13 protein-coding genes and 1 pseudogene are annotated in these 20783 nt (G+C 76.8%); 7 read left to right on the plus strand and 7 right to left on the minus strand.

Annotated elements, in window-relative coordinates:
• Window positions 1-95: 95 nt before the first annotated feature.
• Together ACFXAM_RS04855 and ACFXAM_RS04860 are read left to right on the plus strand one after the other, a co-directional pair.
• The gene (locus ACFXAM_RS04855; RefSeq protein ID WP_380287575.1) at window positions 96-1217 is read left to right on the plus strand and encodes a PucR family transcriptional regulator; all 1122 of its coding nucleotides are present in this window, start codon (window positions 96-98) and stop codon (window positions 1215-1217) included.
• A gap of 186 nt (window positions 1218-1403) precedes the next feature.
• Window positions 1404-1862: a hypothetical protein gene (locus tag ACFXAM_RS04860; RefSeq protein WP_380287576.1), complete on the plus strand. Its 459-nt coding sequence runs from the start codon at window positions 1404-1406 to the stop codon at window positions 1860-1862.
• Between the two features lie 41 nt (window positions 1863-1903).
• On the opposite strand, the gene ACFXAM_RS04865 is transcribed toward ACFXAM_RS04860, so the two are convergent.
• Both ACFXAM_RS04865 and ACFXAM_RS04870 read right to left on the minus strand, forming a co-directional pair.
• Window positions 1904-3517, minus strand: coding sequence for an FAD-dependent oxidoreductase (locus ACFXAM_RS04865; protein ID WP_380287577.1), 1614 nt, complete (start codon window positions 3515-3517; stop codon window positions 1904-1906).
• A 44-nt stretch (window positions 3518-3561) separates the two neighbouring features.
• Complete coding sequence (locus tag ACFXAM_RS04870) at window positions 3562-4479, minus strand: diiron oxygenase (protein WP_380287578.1); 918 nt, start codon at window positions 4477-4479, stop codon at window positions 3562-3564.
• Between the two features lie 254 nt (window positions 4480-4733).
• Between ACFXAM_RS04870 and ACFXAM_RS04875 the strand changes: the two genes are divergently transcribed.
• Together ACFXAM_RS04875 and ACFXAM_RS04880 are read left to right on the plus strand one after the other, a co-directional pair.
• Window positions 4734-7277 carry a SpoIIE family protein phosphatase gene (locus ACFXAM_RS04875; RefSeq protein WP_380287579.1) on the plus strand — a complete coding sequence of 848 codons (2544 nt, stop codon included), beginning with the start codon at window positions 4734-4736 and terminating at the stop codon, window positions 7275-7277.
• Between the two features lie 100 nt (window positions 7278-7377).
• Window positions 7378-7614, plus strand: coding sequence for a chaplin (locus tag ACFXAM_RS04880; RefSeq protein ID WP_380287631.1), 237 nt, complete (start codon window positions 7378-7380; stop codon window positions 7612-7614).
• A gap of 332 nt (window positions 7615-7946) precedes the next feature.
• Here the strand turns inward: ACFXAM_RS04880 and ACFXAM_RS04885 are convergent.
• A pseudogene (locus tag ACFXAM_RS04885) lies at window positions 7947-8453 on the minus strand (TetR/AcrR family transcriptional regulator); the annotation flags it as partial.
• Between the two features lie 147 nt (window positions 8454-8600).
• On the opposite strand from ACFXAM_RS04885, the gene ACFXAM_RS04890 reads away from it, so the two are divergent.
• Complete coding sequence (locus ACFXAM_RS04890; RefSeq protein WP_380287580.1) at window positions 8601-9839, plus strand: glycoside hydrolase family 1 protein; 1239 nt, start codon at window positions 8601-8603, stop codon at window positions 9837-9839.
• A 44-nt stretch (window positions 9840-9883) separates the two neighbouring features.
• The gene (locus ACFXAM_RS04895; RefSeq protein WP_380287581.1) at window positions 9884-12145 is read left to right on the plus strand and encodes a glycoside hydrolase family 3 C-terminal domain-containing protein; all 2262 of its coding nucleotides are present in this window, start codon (window positions 9884-9886) and stop codon (window positions 12143-12145) included.
• Between the two features lie 9 nt (window positions 12146-12154).
• Here ACFXAM_RS04895 and ACFXAM_RS04900 read toward each other — a convergent pair whose 3' ends face one another.
• The 4 genes from ACFXAM_RS04900 to ACFXAM_RS04915 all read right to left on the minus strand — a co-directional run bounded on the left by ACFXAM_RS04900 (window position 12155) and on the right by ACFXAM_RS04915 (window position 20026).
• Window positions 12155-13036: an ABC transporter ATP-binding protein gene (locus tag ACFXAM_RS04900; RefSeq protein ID WP_380287632.1), complete on the minus strand. Its 882-nt coding sequence runs from the start codon at window positions 13034-13036 to the stop codon at window positions 12155-12157.
• A gap of 44 nt (window positions 13037-13080) precedes the next feature.
• Window positions 13081-15921 (minus strand): hypothetical protein, encoded by a 2841-nt coding sequence (locus tag ACFXAM_RS04905; RefSeq protein ID WP_380287582.1) that lies wholly within the window; start codon window positions 15919-15921, stop codon window positions 13081-13083.
• Between the two features lie 43 nt (window positions 15922-15964).
• Window positions 15965-19300: an FtsX-like permease family protein gene (locus ACFXAM_RS04910; RefSeq protein ID WP_380287583.1), complete on the minus strand. Its 3336-nt coding sequence runs from the start codon at window positions 19298-19300 to the stop codon at window positions 15965-15967.
• Window positions 19301-19561: 261 nt separating this feature from the next.
• Window positions 19562-20026: a hypothetical protein gene (locus ACFXAM_RS04915; protein ID WP_380287584.1), complete on the minus strand. Its 465-nt coding sequence runs from the start codon at window positions 20024-20026 to the stop codon at window positions 19562-19564.
• A gap of 307 nt (window positions 20027-20333) precedes the next feature.
• Here ACFXAM_RS04915 and ACFXAM_RS04920 point away from each other — a divergent pair, with 307 nt between their 5' ends.
• Window positions 20334-20774 carry a peptidase inhibitor family I36 protein gene (locus tag ACFXAM_RS04920; protein ID WP_380287585.1) on the plus strand — a complete coding sequence of 147 codons (441 nt, stop codon included), beginning with the start codon at window positions 20334-20336 and terminating at the stop codon, window positions 20772-20774.
• The last annotated feature ends 9 nt before the right edge of the window (window positions 20775-20783 follow it).

Raw genomic sequence — 20783 nt, forward strand, 5'->3', positions numbered from 1 at the left:
GACGGCGGAACGCACCGGCTGACCAGGCAAGGAGCCGATCGGCGGGCACGCCGGCCGGCCGGACCACACCGACGGACCGGGCGGGACACGACGACATGACGGTGGCCAACGGAAGCGGCGCCCCCGACATCCCCAACGAGCTGGCCCACCACTGCCTGGACCTGCTCACCGACGTCTCCCGCACCGGCCGCCTGCTGCGCCGCGCCGAACTGGAGCGGCTGCGCGACCTCGGCGAGCGCGGCGCCGAGGCCGGCCACGGCCTGCGCGACCTCGTCGGCGCCTGCCTCGGCGCCACCCGCGCCGCCTGGCAGACCCTCCCCGGCCTCACCTCCGCCACCGCCGCGGAGCTGCGGCGCACCGGTGACGCCCTGCTGGCGGGCATCCAGGCCGCCCTGGGCGCCCTCGCCGAGGGCCACGAACGCGCCCAGCGGATGGCCGTGCGGCAGGAGGAGGCCAACCGGCGCGAGCTGGTCAACGACCTGCTGCACGGCCGCTCCGACCTCGGCCGGCTCGCCGAGCGCGCCGAGCGGTTCGGCCTGCGGCTGGCCGCCGGGTACACCGTCGCGGTCGCCGTCGCCGCCGAGCCCTACCTGGAGGGCGCGCCCGCCGCGCACCGGGTGCTGCGCGAACTGACCGGCCGTTACGACGACCGCACCCTGCTGCTGGCCGCCCGCGACGGGCGGCTGGTCTGCATCGCCTCCGACGGCGAACAGACCGTGCTGACCGCCTTCACCGAGCTGGCCCTGCGGCCCGGCCCCGGGTACCCGCCCGCGCAGCGGGTGGCGACCGGCCGGCGGCACGCCGGCACCGGCGGCATCGTCCGCAGCTACGAGGAGGCGCTCGCCACCCTGGAGTACGCGCAGCGCCTGGAACTGCCGGCGCAGCGGCTGCGCGCCGAGGAACTGCTGGTCTTCCCGGTGCTGATGCGCGACCGGGCCGCGATGGCCGACCTGGTCACCACCGTGCTGGGCCCGCTCACCGCCGCGCGCGGCGGCGCCCGTCCGCTGCTGGAGACCATCACCGTCCAGGCGGAGGCCGGGTACGTGAACGCGGAGACCGCGCGGCGGCTCGGCCTGAGCGTGCGGGCGCTCGGCTACCGTCTGGAGCGCATCCGCGATCTCACCGGCTACGACCCCGCGGACGCGCTGCACCGCTACACCCTGGAGACCGCCGTGATGGGCGCCCGGCTGCTCGACTGGCCGGCTCAGCCGCTCTGACCGGGACGTTGCGTCTTGAACGTTTCAGCGGGCCCTGCGTTGCGTCGGGTTTCCGGATATTTTCCGGTGTCAAAGCACCGACAAGATTGCCAGGTCCTGGCAGTGTGCGGACGCTTTCGTCCTGACAGGATCACCACGGCGCCCGGGGGGTCCGGCGCCCGGAGGAAAGTCGGGGGGAACGGGCGGATGCGGGGGGAATTCAAGGCCGCGCCGGGCTTTCCGACCCTGGTGGTGACCGCCGAGTACTGGATGCTGGCCCTGCTCAGCGGCCTCGGAGCCGACGCCGTGTCCGGGGGGCACGGCGTCGTCCGGCCCACCGGCACCCGGAACGGGGGGCGTGGCGTCGGTCCTCACACCGACGCCGCGCCCGGGGAGCTTCCCGACGACCTGCCCGGTGACCTCCTCGCTTCCGAACCCTTCCCCCTGGTCGGCCGCGCCTGCGTGGTCCTCCCGGGCGGCGCCGGAGCCCACTCCGGCTGGGCCGAGACCACGACCGACGACGGCTCTCCCGCCCTGCTCGCCGTCCGCACCCCGCCCGGTGACCCCGCCGTCCCGGCCGGGCGCACCGCCCTGCTGCACGCCCACGACCCGGCCACCGGCATCTTCTTCATCACCCCCCTCGACCTCGGCGTCCTCTTCAGCTGAGCCCGCGTCCCGCCGGGTCGGCCGTCCGGCCGGGGCGGGGGTCAGCGCCGGGCGGCGGCGAGGAGGGCGGGGACGGTGGGGAGTTTGACGCGGGGCCGGCCGGTGGCCTCGCCGCGGGCGCGTTCGGCGCGGTCGATGGCGCGCAGCTGGCGCAGGCCGAGCGCGTCGGGGCGGCGGGCGCGGACCAGCCGCTCGAAGGACCTGCGGTCACCGGCGGGCACCGGCAGGACGCCCGCGACGGCGTCGTCCAGCAGGGCGTGGACGGTCTCCTCGGCACAGGCGCGGTTGGCGCCGATGCCGCCGGAGGGGCCGCGTTTGGCCCAGCCGACCAGGTAGCTGCCGGGCAGCGGGCGCCCGCTCGCCGGGTCGACGATCCGCCCGCCGGTGTGCGGCACGGTGCCGGCGGCCTCGTCGAAGGGCAGCCCGGGGACGGGCACGCCGCGGTGGCCGATGGAGCGGACCACCAGGGCCGTGCGCAGCAGTTCGCCGCTGCCGGCCAGGCGGACCGCCTCGACCCGGCCGTCGCCGAGGAAGCGCTCGGGCGCGGCGTGGAAGCGCAGCACGATCCGCCGGCCGGGCCGGGGCGGCGCGGCGCCGTCCAGGCGCTCGCGCGGGAGGCCGGCGAGCAGTCCGGTGGCGGCGGCCTCGGGGTCGTCGTCCACCACGACGTCCACGCCCGGCAGCCGGGTGAGGGCGAGGAACTCCGGCGGGCTCCAGGCGGCGTGCTCGGGCCCGCGCCGGGCGACCAGGACGACCTCGTGGACCGGGCTGCGGCGCAGGGCGGCGAGCGCGTGGTCGGCGATGTCGGTGGCGGCGAGCCGGTCGGGGTCGGTGAGCAGGATCCGCGCGATGTCGACCGCGACGTTGCCGTTGCCGATCACCACCGCCCGTCCGGCGCCCGGCCCCGGCCCGGCGTCGAGGGCGACCGCGTCGGCCGGCACCGTGGGTTCGGCGTTGTACCAGCGGACGAAGGTGGTGGCCGGCAGGCTGCCGGGCAGGTCCTCGCCGGGCACGCCGAGCCGGCGGTCGGCGGCGGCGCCGACCGCGTACACCACCGCGTGGTGGTGGGCGGCGAGTTCGGCGTGGCCGAGGTCGGTGCCGACCTCGACGTTGAGGTGGAGCCGCAGCCGCGGGTCGTGGAGGACGGACGCGAAGCTCTCGGCGATCCGCTTGGTGGACTGGTGGTCCGGGGCGACCCCGTACCGCAGCAGCCCGCCGGTCACCGGCAGCCGGTCGATCATGGTGACCTCGGCGCCGGTGGAGCGCAGCAGCGCCTGCGCGGTGTAGCTCGCGGACGGCCCGGTGCCGACGACGGCGACCCGCAGCGGGCCGGCCCCGAGGTCGAGGCCGGCGGGCAGGCTGCGGGGGAAGACCGGCGCGCCCCAGGCGTGGTCGGCGGGGTGGTCGCGGAACCAGTCGCGGTTGAGCGCGCCGTAGACGGCGTCGGGCCCCGTCAGCCGGTCGACCGGGAGGACCGCGTCGACCGGGCAGGCGTCCGCGCAGGCGCCGCAGTCGATGCAGGCGGCCGGGTCGATGTACAGCATGTCGGTGCGGCCGAAGTCCGGCTCGTCCGGGGTGGGGTGGATGCAGTTGACGGGGCAGACGGACACGCACGAGGCGTCGTTGCAGCAGGTGCGGGTGATCGCGTAGGCCATGACGGGGGTGGGGTCCTCGCTGCGGGGGGGCGGGGAAGGGCCGGTCAGAGCATGTGGATGCGCCGGTAGATCTTCGCCGCGGCGCCGGTGAGCAGGCCGTTCTCGGCGAGGAACGCCATCAGGTGGCGGCTGCTGGTGCGCATCATGGCGCGCCGGTGCTCGCTGGCCCGGGCCTCGGCGAGCGCCCGGCCGACGTCCAGCCCGGCGGCCCGGTACACGGACGGGTGCACCATGCTGGTGACGATGACGTAGGCGCCGGCCGCGATGCCGAAGGCGGCGTTGCGGCGGCGCAGCGGGCCGGCGCCGCGCAGCCGTTCGCGGATCTCCTGGCGGGCGAACTTCATGTGCCGGGACTCCTCGACCACGTGGATCCGGGACGTCCCGCGGACGATGTCGAGGACGTCCTCGCCGCGCATCCAGTCGCGCTGCATGACGTCCAGCACCTCCTCGGCCACCAGGATGCCGCCGTAGGCGAGTTCGCCCCGGGCGAGCGACTTGTAGGCGCGTCCGGCCTGGGCGATCAGCCGGTTGGGCCGGTACTGGGGGACGCCCATCCGCTCGCAGGCGCGGGCGAACATGATCGAGTGGCGGCACTCGTCGGCGATCTCGGTGAGGGCGAAGCGGAACTCGGCGCCGGTGGGGTCCTTGAGGTACTGGTCGCGCAGCACCATCTGCTGCAGGATCATCTCGAACCAGATGCCGGTGGTCATGATCGAGCCGACCTCGTGGCGGGTGAGGGTGACCCGCTGCTCCTCGGTCATCTCCGTCCAGAGCGCGGTGCCGTAGAGGGTGCTCCACTCCGGGTTGAGCCCGTAGTGCCCGGGCGGGAGCGGGGCGTCCCAGTCGATCTCGACGGCCGGGTCGTAGGAGAGGAGCGCGGCGGAGTCGAGGAGCCGCCTGGAGACGTCGTCGTCGGCCGCGGTGTGGGTCCGGGTGGGGTTGCGTTCCGCCGGGTGAGCCATGGCTGCCTCCGTCAGGTGCGTGGCCTGCGCGGGAACCCGCACGCCCCGCTTATTGACGGAGATTACAATAAGAGCGGGTGTCCGAGAACCCCCCGCGCGCGGCCTCGTCGTCCCGCGCCCTCGACCGGCGCGCAGCCTCGACGACCGGCGCGCACCGCCCGCCCGCACGCCGTCCGGGACTGGCGGGCCCGCCCGGCCGGGGGATGATGGAGGGGTCGCGGCAGCGAACCCGCCGACGGAGAGGAGCGGACCGGATGGACACGGCGGACGCCCTGTACCGCGGCCGATCCCCCTTCGTCGTCAACGCCATGGGCGCCCTGCTCGACGCGGACGGCCGCATCGTCCGCTGGACCCCGGAGGCGGAACGGCTGCTCGCCCTCGGCGCCGCACAGGTCCACGGCCGGCGCGTGCACGACCTGCTCGCCGACCCCGCGGAATGGCCGGCGATGTCCGAGCTCAGCGCGGAGCAGCGGAACGAGGGCTGGTCCGGCGAGGCGGTGGTGCGCTCCGGCCGGGGCGAGCGGCTCGCGCTCTCCTACCAGGTGCTGCCGCTGAACGCGCCCGAGGCCGGCGACCCCCCGGGGCCGGTCACCGGCACCCCCCGCTACTTCGTGCTCGCCGCCCCCACCCCGCTGATCGCCCGTTCGCGTCAGGACCAGGCCTTCACCCGCGAGCTGTTCCTCCAGGACCGGGTCGGCCTGGCCGTCTTCGACGAGCGGCTGCGCCTGGTCCGCACCAACACCCATCTGCTCCCCTACAGCGGACTGCCGCCGGACCTGCGCGGGCGGCGGCTCGGCGACTTCCTCCAGCCCCAGGACGCCGCCGCCGTCGAACGCGGGCTGCGCGACGTGCTGCGCACCGGCCGGCCGCTGATCGGCGCGGAGGAGATCGTCCGCACCATCGAGGACCCGGCGGGCGGTGCGGTGATGGCGATCTCCGCGTTCCGGCTGGCGGCCCCGGACGGCCAGGTGATCGGGGTGACCGCGCTGTTCACCGACGTCACCGAGCTGCACCGGTCCGGCGAACGGCTCGCCCTGCTGCACCGGGCCACCGCGGCCGTCGGCGGCTCGCTGTCGGTCACCGGGACGGTGGAGGAGCTGGCCGCCGTCCTCGCCGCGCCGCCGCCGGCGGCCCCCGGGGGCGGGGCGGAGGCGGACGGCGGGGCGGCGCCGGGGCTCGCCGACCTGGTGGTGATCGACGTCGCCGAGGCCGTGTTCACCGGCGCGGAGCCGTCGCCGGGACGCGACGGCCGGGTACCGCTGCGCCGCGCCGCCGTCGCGGCCGCCGGGCCGGGCGGCCGGGGGGCGCCGGAGCCCCCGCCCGCCGGGGTGACCGTGCACGCCGACCCCGGCGAGCAGGCCGCGCACACCGACGTCCCCCCGTCGATGACCGTCCCGCTGCGGGCCGGCGGCAGCCTGCTCGGCCGGGTGAGCGTCCACCGCGCGCCGCACCGGCCGCCGTACCTGCCGGCCGACCTGGAGCTGCTGCGCGAGATCGCCGACCGCGCCGCCCTGGCCCTGGACAACGCCCGCCGCTACGCGCGCGAGCACCGCGCCGCCGTCGGGCTGCAGCGCAGCCTGCTGCCGCCCTCGCAGGCCGAGACCACCGCGGTCTCCACCGCCAGCGTCTACCTGCCGACCGACACGGCGAGCGGGATCGGCGGCGACTGGTTCGACGTCATCCCGCTGTCCTCCGCCCGGGTCGCGCTGGTCGCGGGGGACGTGGTCGGCCACGGGCTCGCCGCCAGCGCCACCATGGGGCGGCTGCGCACCGCCGTCCGGACGCTCGCCGACCTCGACCTGGAGCCGGACGAGCTGCTGGTCCACCTCGACGACCTGGTGGCCCAGTTGATGGTGGAGGCCGAACGGCCGGAGGAGGACGAGGACGGCCTCGACCCGGGCCCCGGGGCCGCGGCCGCCCTGCGGCCCCCGGTGAGCCACGGGGTGTGGAGCGACGCCGGGCACGACACCCCGGACGAGCAGCAGACCGTGCCCTTCGGCGCCACCTGCGTGTACGCGGTGTACGACCCGGTCTCGCGGCGCTGCGCGGTGGCCTCGGCCGGGCACCCGCCGCCGGCCGTCGCGGCGCCGGACGGCCGGGTGACCTACGTGTCCCTGCGCCCGGGGCCGCCGCTCGGCGTGAGCGGGCTGCCGTTCGAGGTGACCGAGGTCGAACTGGAGCCCGGCAGCCTGCTCGCGCTGTACACCGACGGGCTGCTCCTCGGATACGCGGACGACCTGGACGAGGGCATGGACGAGCTCGCCCACCGGCTCGCCGCCGCGGCCTCCCCGCCGGACGGCGCCGTCCCGCCCGCCGGGCCGGCGCTGCGGGAGCTCGGGCGGGACCTCGTCGCCGACCTCCCGGCCCACCGGCTCACCGACGACGTCACCCTGCTGCTGGCCCGCACCCGGGAGGTGCCGCCGGAGGCCACCGCGGGCTGGACGCTGGACGCCGACCCGGCGGCCGTCGCCCGGGTGAGGGAAGCGGCCACCGCCCAGCTGCTGGCCTGGGGGCTGGAGGAGCTGGCGTTCACCACCGAACTGGTGCTCAGCGAGCTGGTCACCAACGCGATCCGCTACGCGGGCGGCCCGGTCGGCGTCCGCCTGATCCGCGCCGAACGGCTCACCTGCGAGGTCTCCGACCCCAGCGCCACCCAGCCCCGGATGCGCCGGGCCCGCCTCACCGACGAGGGCGGCCGCGGCCTCTACCTGGTGGCCCAGCTCACCACCCGCTGGGGCAGCCGCTACACCCGCCAGGGCAAGACCATCTGGGCCGAGCAGGACCTCCCGCCCGCCTGACGCCCGGACACGCCCCCGTTCCGACCAATGCGGGGCGATTCGGACTCTCCACCGGTGTGATTGGTGCTCTGATCTGCCAACTCATCTCTTAAGGAGAGACATGCGTACTCGTACCGCGCTCGCCGCCGGTGTCCTCGCGGCCGCCGCCCTGCTGGCCGGCGGCGGGACCGCCGTCGCCGACTCCGTCGCCGAGGGCGTGGCCGCCAACTCCCCCGGCGTCCTGTCCGGCAACCAGATCCAGATCCCGGTCCACATCCCGGTGAACGTCTGCGGCAACTCGATCAACATCATCGGCCTGCTCAACCCGGCCTTCGGCAACACCTGCATCAACAAGTAGCACCCCGGCACACCGCGACGCGGGTCCGCCCTCCCGGGCGGGCCCGCGTCCTGCCGTCCGCGCCGCACGTCACAGAACGGCGGGCCGTTCCGTCCGGCGACCGGTACCGCTTCGAAGGGGCGGAAACCGGCGTGAGCAAGGCCGAGGACGCCCGGCCGCGCCACGACGCCTCGTCCACCCGGCCGGAGTCGGTCACGGCGTTCCCGTCCACTACGGCCGAGCGGACCCGCCGCGCCGGGTCGTGGCCCCCCGCTCAGGCCGGCGGTCCAGTGCGGGCCGACCAGGAGCTCGCCGAGGCGCTCGATGTCGGCGGCCATGTCGATGTCCGGGTCGAGCAGCCACTGGAGCTGGATGCCGTCGGCGGCGGCGATGAAGATCCGGGCGAGCCAGGCCGCGTCCACGGCGGCGGGGTCGTCGACGCCCTGCTCGATGCGCTCGGCGAGCCGGATCCGGAACCGCTCGTAGCGCTGTTCGAAGAAGTCGTGCGCCGGGTGGTCGGGCTCGGCGGCCGCCGCCGCGAGGTCGACGAAGAGCTTCACCAGCCCCGGGGTGGACGCGTTGTGCCGCAGGACCGCCGAGTGCGGCGGCTCGGTGCTCCCGGACCCGGGGCCGAAGCGGTCCTCGGCCGCCGCGTCCCGGGCCTCCAGGACGGCCGTGAGCAGGGCCTCCTTGCTGCCGAAGTGGTGCATCACACCGGCGTAGGTCATCCCGACCCGCTGGGCGATGTCGCGCAGCGAGACATGACGGCTGCCGGCCTCCGCGTAGGCGGCGAGGGCGGCGTCGATGATCTGCTGCCGCTTCGCCGAGGTCTTGGCGTACGGCCCCCGAGGCTTGCTCATGGGGCGGAGTCTACCGGCCGCGACACAAAAACAGATCAACGCCAGGTTTTCACCGGCGAAAGCATTGTGCTGTCAGGTTTTCGTGCTTATGGTGAGGCCACCCCCGCCTCCCGGGCGGCGGAACGCACCACGGAAGAGAGACCCGGCATGACCAGCTCGCCGATCACCCCCCTGCCCGAGGGCTTCCTCTGGGGCGCCTCCACCTCCGCCCACCAGACCGAGGGCGGGAACACCAACAGCGACTGGTGGCCGATGGAGCGCAGCGCGGGCGCGGGCGGCCACCTCCAGGAGCGCAGCGGCGACGCCTGCGACAGCTACCACCGCTGGCGCGAGGACATGGACCTGCTCGCCGGACTCGGCTTCACCGACTACCGGTTCAGCATCGAGTGGGCCCGCATCGAGCCCGAACCGGGCGTGTTCTCCCGCGCCGCCCTCGCCCACTACCGCCGGATGGTGGAGGGCGCCCGGGAGCGCGGCCTGCGGCCGATGGTGACCCTGCACCACTTCACCTCGCCGCGCTGGTTCGCCGATCGCGGCGGCTGGAGCGCCCCGGACTCCGGCGAGCTGTTCGCCCGCTACGCCGAGGCCGCGGCCCCCGTCTACGCCGACGGCGTGGACCACGTCTGCACCGTCAACGAGCCCAACATGATCGCCGTCATGGCGCCGCTGCTCGACCTGATGCTCGGCCGCGTCTCCGCCGCCGAGCTGGCGATCCCCCCGGCCGGCCTGCCGATGCCGGGCGCGCAGGTCACCGAGGCCCTGGTCCGGGCCCACCGGCTGGCCGTCGAGGCGGTCAAGTCCCGCGCGCCGCACGTGCGCACCGGCTGGTCGGTGGCCAGCCAGGTGAGCCACGCGCTGCCCGGCGTCGAGGGCGCCGAGGAGGCCCGCGCCGCCTACCTGCGCCCGCGCGAGGACGTCTTCCTGGAGGCCGCCCGCGGCGACGACTGGCTCGGCGTGCAGTCCTACACCCGCACCCTGATCGGGGCCGACGGCCCGCTCCCGGTCCCGGAGGACGCCGAACGCACCATCAAGGGCTGGGAGTTCTACCCCGCCGCGCTCGGCGACGCGCTGCGCCACACCGCCGCCACCGCACCCGGCGTGCCGCTGATCGTCACCGAGAACGGCATCGCCACCGCCGACGACACCCGCCGCGTCGCCTACACCGCGGGCGCCCTGGAGGGCATGGCCGCCGCGATGGCCGACGGGGTCGACGTGCGCGGCTACTTCCACTGGAGCGCCCTGGACAACTACGAGTGGGGCAGCTTCGCCCCCACCTTCGGCCTGATCGCGGTGGACCGGGAGACCTTCGTCCGCACCCCCAAGCCGTCCGCCGCCTGGCTGGGCGCCGCCGGCCGCAACCGGGTGCTGCCCGTCGCCGGGGCCTGATCCGCACCGCCACCGCGACCCCCCCGACCCGAAGGAGCCCGACCATGACCGACCGGACCCACCACCCCGCCCTGACGACCGCGCAGCAGGCCGCGCTGACCTCCGGCGGCGACTTCTGGCACACCCGTGCCCTGCCCGAGGCCGGCGTCGAGGGCATCATGCTCACCGACGGCCCGCACGGCCTGCGCAAGCAGCCCGAGGACGGCGACGCCCTCGGCATCGGCAGCAGCGAGCCCTCCACCTGCTACCCGCCGGCCTGCGCCCTCGGCTCCTCCTGGGACCCGGCGCTCGCCGAGCGGATCGGGCGGGCCATCGCCCTGGAGGCCGTCGCCAAGAACGTCTCGGTCGTCCTCGGCCCCGGCGTCAACATCAAGCGCTCCCCGCTCGGCGGGCGCAACTTCGAGTACCTCTCCGAGGACCCTCTGCTCACCGCCCGGATCGGCGCCGCCCTGGTGAACGGCGTGCAGTCCCGGGGCGTCGGCACCTCGCTCAAGCACTTCGCCGTCAACAACCAGGAGACCGACCGGTTCCGGGTGAGCGCCAACGTCGACGAGCGCACCCTGCGCGAGATCTACCTGCCCGCCTTCGAGCACATCGTCACCACCGCCCGCCCGACCACCGTGATGGCCGCCTACAACACGGTCAACGGCGTCCCGGCCGCCCGCAACCACTGGCTGCTGACCGAACTGCTGCGCGGCGAATGGGGCTTCGACGGCGTGGTGGTCAGCGACTGGGGCGCGGTCGCCGACCGGGTCGCCTCGCTCGCCGCCGGACTCGACCTGGAGATGCCGCCCTCCGGCCGGGAGGCCCTGGTCGTCGCGGCCGTCGAGGACGGCTCGCTCGACCCGGCCGCCCTGGACACCGCCGCCCGGCGGGTGCTGGACCTGCTGGCGCGCACCGCCGCCGCCCGGGTGCCCGGCGGCGGCTACGACGAGGACGAGCACCACGCACTGGCCGTCGCCGCCGCCGCGCAGTGCGCCGTGCTGCTCAAGAACGACGGCGGCCTGCTGCCGCTCGACCCCGACGGCTCCGCGAGGGTCGCCGTCGTCGGCGAGTTCGCCCGCACCCCGCGGTTCCAGGGCGGCGGCAGCTCGCACGTCGTGCCCACCCGCCTGGAGAGCGCGCTGGACGCGATCGGCGCGACCGTCACCGACCCGGAGCGGATCCGCTTCGCCCCCGGCTTCACCCTCGACGGCGCCGCCGACCCGGCGCTGGTCGCCGAGGCCGTCGAGGCCGTGCGGGCCGCCCGCCACGCGGTGCTCTTCCTCGGCCTGCCCGAGACCCACGAGTCCGAGGGCTACGACCGCACCGACATCGACCTGCCCGCCGACCAGCTCGCCCTGCTCGACGCCGTCACCACCGCCGCCGCGGCCTGCGGCACCGACGTCACCGTGGTCCTCTCCAACGGCGCGCCGGTGCGGCTCACCCCGTGGCAGGACCGGGTCGGGGCGGTCCTGGAGGGCTGGCTACTCGGCCAGGCCGGCGGCACGGCGCTGGCCCGGCTGCTGTTCGGGCTCGACAACCCCTCGGGCCGGCTCGCCGAGACGATCCCGCTGCGGCTGGAGGACAACCCCAGTCACCTCCACTTCCCCGGCGCCGACGGCCAGGTCCACTACGGCGAGGGCCTGTTCGTCGGGTACCGCTACTACGACACCCTCGGCGTGCCGGTCGCCCACCCCTTCGGCCACGGCCTGAGCTACACCACCTTCGGCTACGACGGCCTGGAGGTGACGCCTGCCGGGGACAACCGCTTCGACGTCTCGTTCACGGTCACCAACACCGGCACCCGGGCCGGCGCCGAGGTCGCCCAGCTGTACGTGCACGAGCGCGCCCCGCGGCTGCGCCGCCCCGAGCACGAGCTGAAGGGCTTCGCCAAGGTCCGCCTGGAGCCCGGCGAGAGCACCCGGGTGACCATCGCGCTGGACGAGCGCTCCTTCGCCCACTGGTCGGTGCGCGACCACCGCTGGCGGGTCGAGGGCGGGGAGTTCGAGCTGCGGATCGGTGCCTCCTCGCGGGACGTCCGGCTGCGCGCCGCGGTCGAGTGCGCCGCCGACGGCCACCGCCCCGTGCTCACCGCGGAGTCCACCGTCGGCGACTGGCTGGCCGACCCGGTCGGCGCGCAGATCATCGGCGCGGCGATGCGGGCGATGGCGGACTCGGTCGGCATCGACACCGACGACCCGCTCACCGCCGCGATGGGCGCGAGCCTCCCGATCGGCCGCATCCCGGCGTTCGTGAGCAGCGTGACGCCCGAGGACATCGACCGGCTGGTCGCCGCCCACCGCGAGCCGACCGCCCGGGGCTGAGCGGCCCGCTCACCGGTGCGGCCGGTCCCGGTCCGGCCACACCTCGATGTGGTCGTCCTCCAGGACCAGCCGCACCCGGTGCGCCAGGCCCAGCGACTCGGTGAACTCCCTCGGCAGCTGGAGCCGGCCGACCCGGTCCAGGACGGTGTACTCCTGCGCCGCGAGCGCCCCGTCCGCGCCGGTGGCGTCGGTGCGGCGCAGCACCTCGGTGGCGGTGCGGCCGTCCCGGATCCGCACCGTGCGGCGGACCTGGCCGGCCACCAGGGCGTCATGGGTGACGATCAGCACGGTGGTGCCCAGCTCGCTGTTGGCGGTGCGCAGGGCGCCGAAGATCTCCTCCGAGGTGGCGGTGTCCAGCTCGCCGGTGGGCTCGTCGGCGAGCAGCAGCCGGGGTTCGTTGGCGAGCGCGACCGCGATCGCCACCCGTTGCTGCTCGCCGCCGGAGAGCGCGGCGGGGGTGCGGTCGGCGGCCGCGGCGATGCCCATGAGGTCGAGCAGTTCCCCGGCCCGGGCGGCCCGCCGGCGGCGCGGCACGCCCGCGTAGCCCATCGGCAGCTGCACGTTCTCCCGGGCCGTCAGGTACGGCAGCAGGTTGGCGGCGGTCTGCTGCTGGATCGTCCCGACGGTGCGGCGCCGGTAGGCGGTGCGCGCACGCCCCTTGAGCGTGCCCAGGTCGGTGCCGGCCACCTCGGCGGTGCCGGCGCTGGGGCTGTCCAGGCCGGCCAGGATCCCCAGCAGGGTGGACTTCCCGGAGCCCGACGCGCCCACCAGGGCGAGCAGTTCGCCCTCCCGCACGGCCAGGTCGAGCCCCTGGAGGGCCTGCACCTCGACGCCGTCGCGGCCCCGGGTGCCGGTGCGGAAGATCCGCACCAGGTTCTCGCAGAGCACCATGGGCCGCCCGCCCCCGGCGGCGGGCCCTTCGGTCGGCCGGACGCTCACAACGCCTCCCCCAGTCGTAGCACGGCGCCCAGTCCCCGGCGCCGGGCGATCGCCGCCTCCAGGGCGGCGGCCGTCGTCATCAGCACGGCCAGCGCGACGCCGAGCCCCGCGGTGACCGTCCAGTCGATGTGTGTCGCGGGCTCGAACGGCCCGCCGGTGACGGCCCCCAGCCGCAGGCCGGGGCCCAGCACGGAGGGCAGCAGCAGGCCGAACGCGGTGCCGCCGAGCGCCGCCGCCAGCACCAGCGGCAGCAGTTGGAGCAGCTGCAGGGCGAACACCGCGCGTCCGCCGGTGCCCAGGGTGCGCAGGCAGGACGTCGTCCGGGCGCGTTCGCCGGCCGTGAGCAGCAGGTCCAGGGCGAACGCGGCGAGCCCGAGCAGCAGGCCGAGCACCGTGGTGACCCGGAAGGCCAGGTCCAGCGCGTGGGCCAGCCCGTCCGCGCCCAGTGCCTCCAGCTCGTGCGCACGGTCCCGCAGTTCGGCCTGCGGCCCGGCCGCTCCGCTGGGCGCGAGCTGGGTGGCGGCGGCGGCCCGCACCGCGGCCGGGTCCACGGCCGGTCCGCCCGCGGCCGGGTGGAGCAGGACGGCGGACGGGTCCGTCTGGGCGGGCAGCCGCCGCGCCGACGGGCCGGTGAACACCAGGACCGCGCCGCGCTTCGGCGCGCTGCCGAGCACCGGTCCGAGCACCGGGTCGCGCATCGCCTCCCGGGGCAGGGCGCCGACCACCCGGACCCGCGCCCGGGGCATGCCCAGGGCGGAGAGCACGAAGTCGCCGTCGGGGGCCAGGGCGGCGAGGCCGGGGTCGGCCAGCGCGGTGAGCACCGGAGCGTCGTCGCTGCCGCCGACCGGCGCGTCGGCCCCGGGGGCGGCCGCCAGGGCGCGGGCCATCGGGGAGGACGGCCGGGCGGCGCCGAGGGCGGCGGCGTCCAGCCCGACCAGCCGGGTGCCCTCGAAGGCGGTGCCGTCGGACTGCGCGACGAGGTCGCCGGTCGCGCCGGTGACGGTCACCTGGTGTCCCACGGTGGGGACCTTCGACAGGTCGCCGGCCAGCCGCTCCTTCGAGCCGACCAGCGCGACGGGCGCCCCGCCGGTGCGCCAGTCGGCGAGCTGCTCCCGGCCGTCGGCCAGGGTGCGCGGGATCAGGCCGCCGTAGACGCCGTAGCCCATGGCCGGCACCAGGACCAGCAGGGCGAGCGCCGCCGCGCCGCTCCGCTGCCCGGCGCGGGCCAGCGCCACCAGCGGGACCAGGCCGCGCGAACGGCGCGCCCCACGGCTCGCCCGGCGCAGCGCCGGCGGCAGCAGGCGCAGCAGCAGGCCCACCACGACCAGCGCCAGAAGCACCGGGGCGAAGGCGAGTTGGGGGTCGATGCCGGAGCTCGCGAAGGCGCCGCGGGTGCGCAGCGCGGCCAGCCCGCCGACGGCCGACAGCAGCACCAGGCCCTCCAGGACGAGCCGGCGCGAGCGCGGCCGCGGGCGGCCCCGCCCGGTCCGGGCGAGCAGGACGACGGCCGGCGCGCACCAGACCAGCAGGGCGGCGACCAGGACCGGACCGGACGGACCGAGCCCGGCGCCCGGCGGCGCGAGCGCACGGCCGATCGCCCGGCCCACCGCGACGCCCGCGCCGACCGCCACCGCGGACTCCAGCAGCAGGCGGCCCGCGATGCCGGCCGCACCGGCGCCGCGCGAGCGCTGGAGCGCGAAGGCGCCGGCCCGGCGGTGGACCCCGAGCCTGGCGGCGGCGAAGGCGGTGGCCACCACCACGGCGAGCAGGCCGGCCAGCGCGAAGCCCTGGAGCTGTTCGGTGCGCAGCCGCTGGGCGGCGAAGGCGTCCAGCTCCGGAGTGAGCCGGTCGGCGACGGAGAGCGTGCGCACCTCCTGGCCGGCCAGCAGGCAGGGATCGCTGCGGGAGGCGTCGCAGAGCCGGTCCGAGGGCGTGGCGCGCCACGCGGCCAGGTCCTCGCGTGCCGCGGCGATCCCGGCCGCGGTGGCGCCCGGCCCGGAGCGGTCGACGGTCAGCGGCAGCTCCCAGGTGACGTCGAAGCCGTGCTTCTGCCGGGCGAGCAGCTCGATCCCCCCGGCGCTGGTGAGCAGTTGGGCGTCCATCTCCCACTTGGTGCCGTTGCCGGCCGCGGCCAGCACGGGCCAGGGCCGGACCAGGAGCGGGGAGCGCTGCCAGAGCCGTTGCGCGCCGCGGTCGGTGCGGAAGACCCCGACCAGCACCGCCTCGGTGGACCACTCCGCCCCGGTCAGCTCGAACGGCTGCCCCAGCGCCAGGTTGAACTTCTCCCGGGTCGCCTCGGAGGCCGCGACCTCGACCGGTGGCGGCTTCTCACCCGGGATGCCCGGGGCCAGGTCCTCGGCGGGCTGCTGCGGCGCGCGGCCCCGGAGGTACTCGACCGGCCCGTCCGGGCCGTCGTGCTGGGCGTGGACCAGGGTCACGCCCGGCGGGTCGTCGCCGTAGAACGTGGCCACCCCGGGCCCGCGCACGCTCGCCAGGCCGGTGGTCACCCGGGCCCACGGGGTGCCGAGTACGGCGGTCCGCCGCAGACCGGCGGCGGCGCGCACCGCCCCGCCGATCCGGTCCAGGTCCCGGTCGAGCGTGCCGGGGGCCGGTGCCGGCCGCCACGGCGCCGGAACGGTGACGACGCCGGCGGAGAGCACCGGCCGGGACGGCTCCGCGCGGTCCACCCGGTCCGCGAGCGTGCCCGCCGCCAGCCGGTCGAACCGGGGCGGCCAGCTCAGCGGGACCGCCGTCAGCAGGACGGCGAGCAGCGCCAGCACGGCCGCGACCGGCCAGGCGGTCCGCGCCTCGCGCCGGATCAGGCGCAGTGTCAGCATGCCGGGCTCCCCCCGTCGAAGCGTCCGTCCGCAGGCGCGCCGCTCATCCGTCCTCCCCCGCGCGCAGGGCGCGGACCAGGTCGACCCTGGCCAGCAGCCGGGTGAGGACGACCACCGCGAGGGCGAGCAGCAGCCCGGCGACCAGCGCGGTGAGCACGGCGGCGGGCCGCCCCGGGGCGGTGGCCATGACCGGGAAGAGCGGGCCCGCGTTGTCGTCCAGCACGGTGAACTCCGGCAGCAGCGCGGCGAGCACCAGGCCCAGCAGCCCCCCGAGCAGCACCGGGGGCACGGTCACCGCCACCTGTTCGGCGCGCAGCAGCGCGGTCAGCTCGCCGCGCCGCACGCCCAGCGCGCGCAGCACCGCGAACTCACGGCGGCGGGAGCGGGCGGTGCTCACCGTGTGCAGGGTCAGGGCGGTCACCGCGAACAGCGGCGCGGTGACCAGGACCAGCAGCCAGGCGCAGCGCAGTCCGGTCCGGAACGGGCCGTCCGCCAGGGCGGCGGCCACCTCCGGGACGCTCTGCGGGCGGCCGTACGCGCCGTGATCGTTCACGGCCGCCCAGGTGGCCGCCGGATCGTCGCTGGCCAGCCACCAGCGGGTGGCGGTGGGCGGGGGCGCCCCGGTGAGCGACCGGGCGGCGGCGACCGCGCGAAGGTCCAGCAGCAGGTGGCCTTGGGTCCGGTCGTAGCCGGGCAGCGCGTCGACGACTCCGGTGATCCGGACCTTCTGGGTGCCGCTCCCGTCGTGCTCCCAGGCGAGGTCGACGGTGTCGCCGGCCCTGGCGCGGACGGCGTCGAGCAGCGCGCGGTCGGCGAGCACGGGCAGCACCGGGAGTTCGGGGGCGCCGGTGCCGGTGCCGGGCCGCACCGTCAGGACCACGCCCGTGCGGGCGGCCCCGTTCAGCTCCTCCTGGGAGCGCAGCACCGCGTGCAGCAGATCGGCGCCGTCCGACTCCAGGGCGCAGGCGTCGGCGTGGTGGCCCGAGGCCGACGGGCGGCCGTCACCCCTGGGCGCCCCGGTGCCGGGGCAGCCGAGTGCCGCGGGCTCGACGGGGGCCGTGTCGGCGCGGGCCCAGCTGCGCCCCGGTGGCAGGGTCAGGTCGGTGCGCTGCCCGCCGGTGACGGCGCCGATCCGCTCCACGCGCAGGTCGAGGGTGGTGCGGGTGCGCTGCCGGCCGGTGAAGTCGACGCCGAGCCGGCCCAAAGTCAGCGGGTGGGCGCGCGCCGCGCCGTCGGCCAGCGGGACGGTCACGGTGTGCGGGTGCCCGTCGGCCGTCAGCGGGACGCTCAGCTGCTCGGTCAGCCCGTCGGCGTCCTGGAGCCACAGCCGGAGTTCCGGGCCGGGCGCCGGGAGCGGACGGTCGGCGCTCGCCGTCACGGTCACCTCCAGTGCGCCCGGCTCGCCGGGCACCGGGATCCCCTGGGCGGGGGCGGCGGCGGTCAGCGGGGCCAGCAGCTCGGGGACCGGGCGGTCGGCGAGGTCCCGGCGCAGGAACGGCAGCCCGGCGGCGGAGGCGGCCGCGGTGTCGACGGCGACCGTCTGGACCACGGAGGAGCCCACGAAGGCCGACTGCTCGGCGACCGGGGTGAGCGCCGTGACGCCCGGCAGGGCGGCCAGTGCGCCGTGCTGGCGCACCGGCGGGCCCGACACCCCGGTCAGCCGCAGATCGGCGCCGACCGTGTGGGCCGCCCGGGCGCGGTCGCCGGCCGGCAGCGCGGCCAGCACCCCGGCGGCCAGGCTGCCGGCGGCCACCGCCAGCAGGGTCACCAGCACCGGCACCGCCTGACGGCCGGTGTCGCGGCTCAGCCGCCAGGCCCCCAGCGGCAGCACCAGTCCGCGGGCCCGGGCGGCCGCCCGTTCCAGCAGCCGCCCGGCCACCGGCAGCACCCGCAGCAGCAGGACCGCGCCGGCCACCGCCAGGGCGGCGGGGGCGAGCACCAGCGTCGGGTCGGCCCAGGAGTCGAACCCGGCGTCCGCGCCGCCGGCCACCACGCCCCGGTAGCGCCGCAGTTGGACGAAGCCGAGGGCCGCCACGGCGAGCAGTGCCAGGTCCGCGCCGGCCCGCTGCGGCCCGAGCAGCCGCGGCCCGCGCCGGCGCAGCGCCCGCAGGGCGCCCGGGTCCAGCGCCTGCCGGGCGAGCGGCAGCAGCAGCGCCGCGCCGTGCACCAGCAGCACGAATCCCGCGGCCCACCGGACGGTCCCGCCGTCGTCCGCGGCAAGGCCCCGGGCCCCGGCGGCGTGCAGCACCCCGGCGAGCAGCGGCCGGGCCAGCAGCAGCCCGCAGAGTGCCGCCGGCACCACCGCCACCGCCCACTCGCCGGCCGCCGCCGCGAGCAGCCGGACCGCGCCCGCGCCCCGGGAGCGCCGCAGCGCCTGGTCGGCGGCGAGGACGTCGGCCAGCCGGCGGGCCGTCAGCACCAGGACCACCGCGGCGAGCAGCGCGAGCAGGGCGCCCGGGACGGCGACCTCGGAGCGGACCGTCAGGGCCGGCAGCACCTGGCCGTCGACCGCGGCGGGCAGGGTGCTGAAGACCGTGGTGTCGGCCAGCGCCGGTTCGGCGCCCCGGTAGACCGAGCGGCCGGTGTCCGAACGGGTGAGGACGGCCACCCGGCCGCGCAGCGCGGCGAGTTCGGACAGGCTCGACCCGCCGGTGTCGGGCAGGGCCAGCCAGACGGCGAGCGCCCGGTCGCCGTAGCGGGGCAGTGCGGTCAGTGCGGCGCCGTCGGTCAGCAGCAGCGGGCGGCCCGCGCCGTCGGCGCCGCCGAGGCCGGTCCAGAGCGCGGCGGCGTCCGGGTCGGGCCGGTAGACGCCGGTCACGGCGAGGGTGAGCGGTTCGCCGGTGCCCGGGTGCCGGACGGCCAGGGTGACGCCGCTGTCCACACCGAGCCGGTCGGCGGCGTCGGCGGGCAGGGCGACGCGCAGCGCGCCGTCGGCGGCCGGGGCGGTGCCCGGGGCGTCCGGCCAACTGCCGCTGCGCAGACGGGCGTAGCGGTCGGCGCCGGGCAGCGAGACCGGGACGGCGGCGAGCACGGTGTCGTCGGCCCGCTGGCGGGCGGCGGGCGGCAGCGGCAGGTTGACCGCGGCGGCGCCGCGCACCGCGGTCTCGGTGCGGAACGGGGTGCCGGCCATCGTCCGGGCCAGCGCCGCGCGCACCGCCGGGTCGGCGGCGGGCAGCCCCTGCGCCGACCAGCGTCCGCTCACCTCGACCGCGTGGCCGGCGTCGGCGGCGAGCCGCTCGCGCACCCCGGCGGTGGCGGCCGACCGGGCCAGCCCGGCCACCGCGGCGAGCACCGCGGTGGCCACCAGGACGCTCACGGCCACGGCCGCGAGCACCGGTCCGCGCTGCCGGATCCCGCGCCCGACTCCCACCAGTAGCATCCGCCGCTCCCCTCGCCGCCCTCCCCACCGAAGGGGCGGACCGCGCCACGGGCCCCTCTGTGGCTCGGAGTTGAGGTTCTACCACAGTGACCCGCATGTGGTCTGTACCAATCCTGGTACGATCCCGGATCCTGCCCGACGGACCGACAGGTCACGTACGGGAAGGGCGGTTTGTGTCCGTCCGGGCCGACTCCCTGCCCGGAAGGACAGACTGCGGACGGACCGGCTGCGGGCGGACCGCGCTGCGGGCCGGCTGCCGGATCAGGGGGTGGTGGGGAGGGCCGGGTCGAGAACCGGCCCGCCCGGGACGAGAACAGGCCCGTTCGGGTCGACGACGGGCCCGGTCGGAACCACCGGCCCGCCCGGGTCGACGGTGGTGTCGGACGGGACGTAGTGCAGGTCACCGGAGAAGAAGATCTGCGCACCGGTCGCGAGGGTGGTCGGCGCGCTGAGGCAGACCTTCAGCTGGGTGACGGCGAACGGCCCGCCGCCGACCCAGTAGTTGACGTTGTAGGCGTTCCTGCACTGCTGCTGCCGCGAGAGCTGCAGCATCGAGGGGAACGACGGCAGGGTCGCGAAGCCGGGATCGGGCGCCTGCGCCACGTTCACGGGCCCGGGATCGGTGGCGGGCCCCTGCGCGGCCTGCGCGGTCCCGGCGGCCAGCGCCAGCAGCGGGGCCAGCACGGCCGCGGTGGCCGCCGCGGAGACCGATCGGCGAAGACTCATGGGAGAACGCTCCTTCGGGAGGACGGAATCGCCGGCGCCCGGCGCCCTCTCGGCGGCCGGCGCCACGGACCGAAATCCTCGCGGTCCCGGCCGGTTCGGCGGTATCCCATGTTTCTGGTCCGTTTCCCGGCGCGACGCATCACCGCCTCGGGCGCCTTGGCCGTCCGCAGTCATTTGACTGATGCCGCGGCCCGCGTCCGGGCGGCAGTCTCGTGGTGCGGCGAGCCCGGCCCGGGGCCCGTCGCGCCCGAGCACTGTCATCCGCCTGTGCCACAGCCGCAGGCAGACCCGGAAAGCGAGTCCCATCGTGGCCCTCAAGTCCTCCAAGCCGGCGACCGTCCTCGCGGGCGCGGTCGCCGCGGCGGCCCTGCTCCTCACGGCGACGCCGGCGTCCGCCGCCAACCCCCCGTACGACGGCTGCCCCGGCTGGGCGCTCTGCCTCTACCAGAACGGCGGCGGCACCGGCTCGAAGGCGATCGTCACCGCGCCGCCGGCCGGCAGCGGCTCGATCGTGCGGCTGACGCAGGTCCACTTCCTGAACGGGGACCTGGCCAACAACCAGGTGTCGTCCTGGATCAACAACACGCAGTGCGGGATCGAGTTCTGGGACGACCCCTACGGCGAGCTCCACCCCTCCATCCTGGACTACGCGCCGGCCTGGAGCTGGGGCTACAAGGGCGACTACGACGCCGGCACCAACCACAACTACCTCAACGACCGGATGTCCGGTCTGCGCTTCTCCTGCTAGCGGCCGCGT

It is taken from the genome of Kitasatospora sp. NPDC059462 (assembly GCF_042749955.1).
Classification (GTDB): Bacteria; Actinomycetota; Actinomycetes; order Streptomycetales; family Streptomycetaceae; genus Kitasatospora.

What these genes read in the sequence shown, in the direction of transcription:
- ACFXAM_RS04860 (WP_380287576.1), top strand. Translation starts at nt 1,404, where the DNA reads ATGCGGGGGGAATTCAAGGCCGCGCCGGGCTTTCCGACCCTGGTGGTG.
- ACFXAM_RS04875 (WP_380287579.1), top strand. Translation starts at nt 4,734, where the DNA reads ATGGACACGGCGGACGCCCTGTACCGCGGCCGATCCCCCTTCGTCGTC.
- ACFXAM_RS04895 (WP_380287581.1), top strand. Translation starts at nt 9,884, where the DNA reads ATGACCGACCGGACCCACCACCCCGCCCTGACGACCGCGCAGCAGGCC.
- ACFXAM_RS04910 (WP_380287583.1), bottom strand. Translation starts at nt 19,300, where the DNA reads ATGCTACTGGTGGGAGTCGGGCGCGGGATCCGGCAGCGCGGACCGGTG.
- ACFXAM_RS04905 (WP_380287582.1), bottom strand. Translation starts at nt 15,921, where the DNA reads ATGCTGACACTGCGCCTGATCCGGCGCGAGGCGCGGACCGCCTGGCCG.
- ACFXAM_RS04865 (WP_380287577.1), bottom strand. Translation starts at nt 3,517, where the DNA reads ATGGCCTACGCGATCACCCGCACCTGCTGCAACGACGCCTCGTGCGTG.
- ACFXAM_RS04900 (WP_380287632.1), bottom strand. Translation starts at nt 13,036, where the DNA reads ATGGTGCTCTGCGAGAACCTGGTGCGGATCTTCCGCACCGGCACCCGG.
- ACFXAM_RS04890 (WP_380287580.1), top strand. Translation starts at nt 8,601, where the DNA reads ATGACCAGCTCGCCGATCACCCCCCTGCCCGAGGGCTTCCTCTGGGGC.
- ACFXAM_RS04855 (WP_380287575.1), top strand. Translation starts at nt 96, where the DNA reads ATGACGGTGGCCAACGGAAGCGGCGCCCCCGACATCCCCAACGAGCTG.
- ACFXAM_RS04880 (WP_380287631.1), top strand. Translation starts at nt 7,378, where the DNA reads ATGCGTACTCGTACCGCGCTCGCCGCCGGTGTCCTCGCGGCCGCCGCC.
- ACFXAM_RS04915 (WP_380287584.1), bottom strand. Translation starts at nt 20,026, where the DNA reads ATGAGTCTTCGCCGATCGGTCTCCGCGGCGGCCACCGCGGCCGTGCTG.
- ACFXAM_RS04870 (WP_380287578.1), bottom strand. Translation starts at nt 4,479, where the DNA reads ATGGCTCACCCGGCGGAACGCAACCCCACCCGGACCCACACCGCGGCC.